This window comes from Candidatus Chloroploca sp. Khr17 (assembly GCF_004138165.1).
Classification (GTDB): domain Bacteria; phylum Chloroflexota; class Chloroflexia; order Chloroflexales; family Chloroflexaceae; genus Chloroploca.
In genome coordinates this window covers 1-7085 of record NZ_RYFF01000106.1, presented here as the reverse complement: position 1 = coordinate 7085, position 7085 = coordinate 1, and the positions used below count along the sequence as shown (strand labels likewise).

Annotated in this window: 5 protein-coding genes; 2 read left to right on the top strand and 3 right to left on the bottom strand. The window is 63.5% G+C overall.

Annotated features, from left to right (window positions below):
* Nucleotides 1-119 precede the first annotated feature (119 nt).
* Nucleotides 120-1835: a serine hydrolase domain-containing protein gene (locus EKD05_RS24850; protein WP_165360966.1), complete on the bottom strand. Its 1716-nt coding sequence runs from the start codon at nucleotides 1833-1835 to the stop codon at nucleotides 120-122.
* 56 nt (nucleotides 1836-1891) lie between these two features.
* On the opposite strand from EKD05_RS24850, the gene EKD05_RS24845 reads away from it, so the two are divergent.
* Nucleotides 1892-2134, top strand: coding sequence for a hypothetical protein (locus EKD05_RS24845; protein WP_129678245.1), 243 nt, complete (start codon nucleotides 1892-1894; stop codon nucleotides 2132-2134).
* A gap of 52 nt (nucleotides 2135-2186) precedes the next feature.
* On the opposite strand, the gene EKD05_RS24840 is transcribed toward EKD05_RS24845, so the two are convergent.
* Nucleotides 2187-2945, bottom strand: a complete 759-nt coding sequence (locus EKD05_RS24840) for a DUF4386 domain-containing protein (protein WP_165360965.1) — start codon at nucleotides 2943-2945, stop codon at nucleotides 2187-2189.
* Nucleotides 2946-3124: 179 nt separating this feature from the next.
* Nucleotides 3125-5761: a LuxR C-terminal-related transcriptional regulator gene (locus EKD05_RS24835; RefSeq protein WP_129678241.1), complete on the bottom strand. Its 2637-nt coding sequence runs from the start codon at nucleotides 5759-5761 to the stop codon at nucleotides 3125-3127.
* 240 nt (nucleotides 5762-6001) lie between these two features.
* Between EKD05_RS24835 and EKD05_RS24830 the strand changes: the two genes are divergently transcribed.
* On the top strand, nucleotides 6002-7085 hold a 1084-nt coding region (locus tag EKD05_RS24830), incomplete at its 3' end, for a choice-of-anchor D domain-containing protein (RefSeq protein ID WP_129678239.1).

The window sequence follows — 7085 nt, the reverse complement described above, 5'->3', positions numbered from 1 at the left end:
GCCGGGCGGCGGCGAGTCGGCCGCGATCGTCGTGCATATCCCGACCGCGTATCTGCCGCTCGTGTGGCGCTAAGATCCTTCTTCAGCATGATCGCCCTGGTGTCGCTCAGCCGCCTGGCTCATCGACACAAAGGAATCTGCTTCGCCACGCGCCGGGTCAGATCGTCGAGCGCAAAGTCGAATTCGTCCATGAAGCGGAGCACAACAACATCATCTGGCAAGAGCAGCACGAGATTGGCGCCGTAGCCCAGCATATAATGCACGTCTACAGTACAGAGGTTCGAAATGCGCACCAATCTCGAGCGAAACGAGTGCCGATATGTCACCCCGCGCTCGTCGGTGGCGTAGCCCGCCCAATCGCTACGGCCAAGGGCTTCACGGACTTTTTCGCGGCTCAGGAGCTGCTGACCTTTGTACTCACCTTCGTTTGCCATCAGCACAGCGATTTTTGCCGCCTCATCGAGCGTCGGCATTGCGCCATATGCCAGGATGGGAAGGCCCTGTGAGCCGTCGCTCTCCAGCGTATGTCGCAAGGTAAAGTACTCTGCGCCGATTGGTTTCAAAACGTTTTCATGTACGAGATCCCAGTAATAAACACCCGGGCCTTCTTGCTCCTCTACATAGCTCTGCATGGCATAGGACAAGACAAACAGATTCGTCGAGGCATAGTTGTATTGTTCTCCCGGTGACTCGGGGTAGTCACCAAGCCGGGCGATGTTGTTGATGCTCTCTTCCGCCGTCCGCGCCAAAACCAGTATATTGAGAAGGTGCTCGGCAGCCTCGCTGCCCTCTGTACCCGTCGCCATGTTCAGCGTATGCGCGAATGTAACCCCTTGCCAGGCAGAATGGTCTGCCAATGCGGGCACATATGCGGTGACAAGTTCATCAAACACAGCGTCACCGTACCGCTCTGCCAGATAGAACAACGCCAGCGCCCCCGCCATGCTCTTCGTGACTGACCAGACGCCATGGCGCATTTCATTGGGATACGGGTAGACGCCGTGCCGCGTCCTCGGCGGGTGCAGATAGATCTGTTCACCGACTACGACGGCGCCCAGGCTCGTTGAAGCATTAGTCCATAGCGATTTGTTGAAATAGGCCCCGATATGGCCGTCGGGGTCGATCGTGTTCAGTGGCAAAACGGCGAGCCTTCGCGCCTGGTGCTGAATGTGCTCTGCAATCACCTGTTCTGCGTTCAGGAAGTTCGTAGGCTGGTAAACACTCTCCGCCAGCATGACACGAAGATCACCCCCAGAATTGTCGTTGAAGTCGGCAGTTTCCTGACTGCACTGCAGGTAGATATTGCTGATCGTGTCAGGTTGGTAGGTAAACGCCGCGACACAATTCCGCACTTGCCCCATGTATCTATCAATCATCGACAGTGGCAAAGATGCGCGACTCCACTCATCATCGGTCTCTTCCTGCCACACCCGGCCGGGGCCAACGATCACATCCCAGAAGCTATTACGCTGCCCCCCGGCGACGATCGGCCCGGTTTGAACGGGGATCAATGTTCCCTCGTGGGCGATCAGATCCACGGAAAACGCAGGAAAAATGTCTTCGCCGGCATAGGCCGCTCGGTTCTTAGGGAAGGTCAATGCTGTCTCGACGAACGAAACAGAACCAGAAAAATGATGGGCAGCCTCGGTCGCCCAGGCGGGTTTTGCGAAATAGCTCATATCGATCAGCGGAAGAAGCTCGTCTGCTTGTAGCTGCGCCACCGTCAGTTGATCGCGGGGCCAGCTTAATTTGGGGCCGTTCCATGGTGCAGGTTCTGATCGAGCGCACGCGCTGATCAGCAATACGAGGCAGATACCGATTAGATATGGTTTCATGAGGACATTCGCTTTCTCGCTGTGGCGTTTGCAGCGCAGGGCCATGCGGTGGAAGGATGCGGCAGGAGCGTCTGGGGTTGGCCCATGCGCCCCTGCTGGCAGCGATCCACGAGCGGATCGCCAGCCAGCGCAGCAGTGAGCGCACCCATACCGGCCTTGATCGCGGGTTGGTGTCGGGCAGTGGCGCAAGCGCGGCGCTCAACATGCCGACAACCAGGCCGCCGTTCGCTGCGCTTGTAGCGGTACAGCATGCAGCACCACCCGCCTTGAAGCTCAGCAGCCTCAACCTTACGCCGTGACACGTCGGGCAGCGCCGACGACTGCACCTGGTGGCTAGGCGCGCCAACCGGGCTAGGCCTCACGCGGGTTGCTGTAGCTGGCGGCCGCAGTGCGCTCGCCCCAACGATCCGTGCGCACCCCCCGCGTCAGGAGCCACACCGGGAAGGCGATTTCGGCCACCGCGATCGGCAGCGCCACGGCTGCAGGCGTGCTGGTGTAGCCCGGGAAGAAGAGCAGCGCGAGGCTGTCGAACAGGTAGCCGCAAGCGGCGAGGAGGAACAGGATGCCGAGCACGCGCGGGAAGTAATCCGACCGATAAATCAGGTAGCCGAGCACAAATACGTGGGGCACCAGAAAGACGATCCCGATCGTGAACCCGTAGCTATGGGCGTCGAGGAAGAAGCGGCTAAGCGCATCGCGCTGCTCCGGCGAGAGGCCGGTCGGCCCGCTGGCGCCGATCAGGAGCAGGACAAAGAAGTAGTTGAGCAGATTCACCCCGTGGATCGTGGTCATGATCAGCCGGAACACCGCCGCTGTCAGCGCGAGCATGCGGCTCACCGGGGCAAAGAGAATGTACAGCACCAGCGAGAGCACGACCTCGCTGAGCAAGACGACCAGTTCGCTGCCAACTGCGACCCGCAGCAGTGCGTCGGTGGTCGCGGGATCGGCCCCCAGGTTCAGTTGGGCCGGCACATAGATGTGGGCGACGATCGCGGCAACGGTGATCACAAGGTAGAGCGCGCCAGCGAGGCGGGCCAGCCCTTGCGGTGCCCGCCCGGTGGCGGATTGAGTCGGCTGCGTGGCTCTCAGAGTGGCGGTGGTCGGGTGCATCTTTTTTCCTTTCATTTATGATCGAGCGCGGGCCGAGGCCATTGCGTCGGCCCAATATGCTCTAGCATAGACCTGTAGCACGGACGCTTGTAGCTACGAAAGGAGGGAAAGTTGGTCACTTGCTAGTGAGTGTGGGAGGTGCTGGCCGTACGAAAGTATGATCCGGCCGTCGCGTGGCACTACAGCAGCCCTAGTTCGCGGGCACGGGCGACAGCCTCGGTGCGCCGTCGCACCTGAAGTTTGTCGAAAAGGTTGCGGTTGTATCCCTTGACAGTGCTCTCAGCCAGGGCGAGTTGCTCGCTGATCTCGAAGTTCGAGCGCCCTTGGGCGATCATCCGCAGGATCTGGATCTCGCGCGGGCTAAGCGGCTCGGCCAGCGGTTGGGCCAACAGGGGCTGAGGCGACACTGCGCCGCCGTCGGGTGGTGCCTCTACAGCGGGGAAGGCCGCCAGCAGCGTCGCGGCGGCATCGCGCTGCGAACCACGAGCGGCGACCGCAGCCAATAACTGAGCCATTGGCGCACCTTCGTCGACGAAAAGCCGGACAAGACGCCCCGGCTTGGCCAGCGCCAGCCCCTCGTCGAGCAGGGCCAGGGCCTGCTTTGCGTCGCCCCGCGCAGCATGGGCCAGCGCTTGAAGCAGCGCCGCCTTGAGTTGCTGGTCCGGCCAGTTCTGCGCCTCGGCCTGCCGGTGCAGCGGCTCTAGGAGCGCCAGTGCGGCCGATGGCGCCTCCCGGGCCAGGTTGACCCGGGCCAGGGCAAGCGGGTGCTCGTGCGCCTGCGCCAACTGCGCGGCCGCATCCAGGCGGCCCTGGCGCAGCAGCGTCTGCACCTGCACTTCCGCGATGCCAGTCATGCGATGGAGAAAGCCGCCCTCGCGCACGATCTGCACGGCCTCTTCCAGCAACTCGTCGGCACCGGCTGGGTCGCCCCAGGCGAGCCGCACCTGCGCCAGCAGGATCAGACAGCTCACTGGGGTGTCGACGTTGGGCAGCTGCCGGGCCAGGGCGAGGCTCTGCTGCCCGTGCCGCTCGGCGGCGTCTAGGTCGTTCCAGGCGTAGGAGATCCGGGCCATGCCAAGCACGGCCTCACATGTGAACGGCGGGGACGGGTCGCCGGCCAGCGTCAGGACGTGCCGGTAGGCGCCGAGCGCCGAGTCGAGCTGGTTCTGCGACTCCTGGATCTGGCCGAGGCACGTCGTTGCCGCGATGGTGATCATCGTGTTACCCGAGACCTGGCTGGCCGTGATCGCATCGGCAAAGGCCCTCGCGGCCGCGGCCCGCTCACCCTGGAGCTGGTAAGCCAGGCCGAGCGTCCAGGTAGTCGTCGTGCGGAGCGATAGATTATCCGGGCGCAGCAACTCGAGGGCGCAGCGTGATTGAGCGATGATCGTCTCGGCGTGACCCTTGGGAACTGCAAGCATGGCTCGGATGGCGGCGATCTGACCGTGCAGGTCGCGGGTGGTGTCATCCGGCGCGCCGCCGAGCAGGGCCGCCTCAGCCGCCTGGAGCTTCGCTTCGACGCTCGCTTCTGGCTCGCCGCGCATGGTCGCCGCCGAGGCATAAGTCACCCACAGCGCCGGGCGTGCGTCCAGTGTTGCTCGCGGCAGCGTCGCCAGCCAGCGCAGCACGGGTTGCACGATACTGCGGAAGTGCAGGGGTAGCCCCTCGCCCGCGATCAGATTCGCAGCGCGATCGAGATCGCCGGTCGCGGCAGCGTGCTCGAAGGCCTCGCGTGCAAAATCGTTCGCCTCATACCAGACACTCGCCCGCCTGTGCAGGTCGTGGATCGTGGCAGGCGCAGACTGCTGCAGTCGTGTTTGCAGCAGGTCTCTGAACAGGTGGTGGTAGCGATACCAGCGCCGCTCATGATCGAGCGGGATAAGGAACAAGTTGGCGCGCTCGATCGCCTCGAGGGCGACCTGCCCGGCCCCGTCCGGGCGGGCCAGCAGTGCATCGCAGAGCGGGCCGCAGAGCCGGTCGAGGATCGCGGTCTGCAGCAGAAACTCCTGAATGGGCGCAGGTTGGCGGTGGAGCACCTCCTCCAGCAGGTAGTCCAACACAAAGCGGTGGCTGCCACCAAAGGCCGCGACAAAACCGGCCGGGTCGGTGTGGCCCTGCAGCGAGAGGGCGGCCAATTGGAGGCCGGCGATCCAACCCTCGGTGCGCTGCTCGAGGGCGGCGATGACGTCGGCGGTGAGGCTTAGGCCCATGACCTGGGAGAGAAAGGCCGCCGCCTCGGCGGGGGTGAAACGCAGGTCGGCGGCCCGCAGTTCGCTGAGTTGGCCGCGGGCGCGCAGGCGAGCCAGAGGCAGCGGTGGATCCTCGCGGGTCACGACGACGAGGTGCAACTGGGGCGGCGGCTGATCGAGCAGCGTCGCGAAGAGCCGGTCAACCGCCGTAGCCTCAACCAGATGATAGTCATCGAGCACCAGCATGTACGGCTCTGAAACAGCGGCCAAATCGTTGACCAGGGTCGGTGTCATGGCTGCGAGGGTCGGCGGCTGGGGCGATTGTAGCAACTCGCGCAGGCCAGCCCCCCAGGTTGGGGCGATCGTCTGTAGCGCCGCGACCAGGTGAGCGAGCAGGCGCATCGGGTCGCTATCGTCGGCATCGAGTGAGAGCCAGGCGACGGGCCGACGACAATCGGCCAGCCAGTTGCTGAGCAGAGTGGTTTTGCCGAAGCCGGCCGGAGCCGAGATCAGGGTGAACGGGCGCTGCAGGCCGGCATCAAGGCGGGCGATCAGGCCTGGACGTGCGATCGCGCCTAGACGGAGCGGCGGGATGAGCAGCTTCGTTGTGATAACTGGTGCGAGCATAGCTCAATTTTACCGTGTCTGTCAATTACAGTCGCTGGATGTGGGTGCGCTTTACCACTGACATGCGTGAGCAAACCCTCAGATCACCAGTGTGTGCGCTGCCTCGAACAGCCACACGCTCGTAGCCAAGTTCCACCGCCAGAAAGCTTACCACGCAATTGCGCAGCCTACCCAAGCCTCTGCGCAACTGCGCGCACGAGTCCATAACTGAAAAAGAACAGCGGCGGCCTGACGAGCATTGTGCGCAGTGTGCTGCTCAACAATCTGGTGACGGGCAGCGGCGGCGCCATTGCGAACAGTGGCGACTTTGGGCTGAGCCTCGCCAATGTAGAATTGACCGCCAATGCAGCGACCGCCAATGGCGGCGGGCTGTTCAATGAAGACCCTAGTGGCGGCGTTGCTCTTGTAGATCTGCGCAATGTGACGATCACCGCCAATAGTGCCGGCGGCCAGGGGGCGGCGCTGTTCAATCAGCCTGATGGTACGCTGCGGCTGGTGAATACGGCGCTGGTGGGCGGCTGCGCGGGCGGCAGCCTCACGTCGCTCGGTCATAACCTGGACGACGGTAGCAGTTGTGGGTTGAATCAACCCGGCGACCTGAGTGCGACCAGCGCGAGCTTTGCTGCGCCGAGTTTCAATGGCGGCCCGCTTAGTCCGATGCTGACCAGCCGTCCAACGGGGGCCAGTCCGTTGCGTGATGCGGGCGATCCGGCCACCTGTGCCAGCACCGAGGTTGATAACCAGGATGTGCGGGGTTTCAGTCGCCCTAAAGGCAATCGCTGCGATATTGGGGCCTTCGAGCTCCCGGCGCCAGCGCCGGTGACCAACCTAACCCCGCTGCCGCCCGGCCCGCTCAATTTTGGCAATGTGACCGTCGGCACTCGCCAGCCATTGAGCATCGAGCTCTCTAATACGGGCGATGCCCCGCTCACGTTGAGCACGGCCCAGCTCAGTGCGCCAGCTGCGTCAAGTTTCAATGTTATCTCAAACCTCCCGCTCACGCTTGATCCGGGCACGAGTGGCAGCCTGAATCTGGGGTGTGCGCCAACGGGGACACCCGGACTGCGGAGCGCGACGCTGAGCGTGAGCAGTGACGACCCGGCTCAGCCGACCCTGAACTATGTCTTGAGTTGCAACGCCGTCGCCGCACCGACGCCTGGTTTTGCGAGCAATCCGGCGGCTCCTGGCCCGCTTGATGTTGGCCAGGCTCTGGTGGGTGGCAGCCGCGACCGCAACCTGAGTGTTAGTGAGATTGGCGGGGCCAGCCTGACCATCAGCGCACTCAGTCTGGGTGGGCTCAATCCCGGCGATTTTAGCCTGGTGG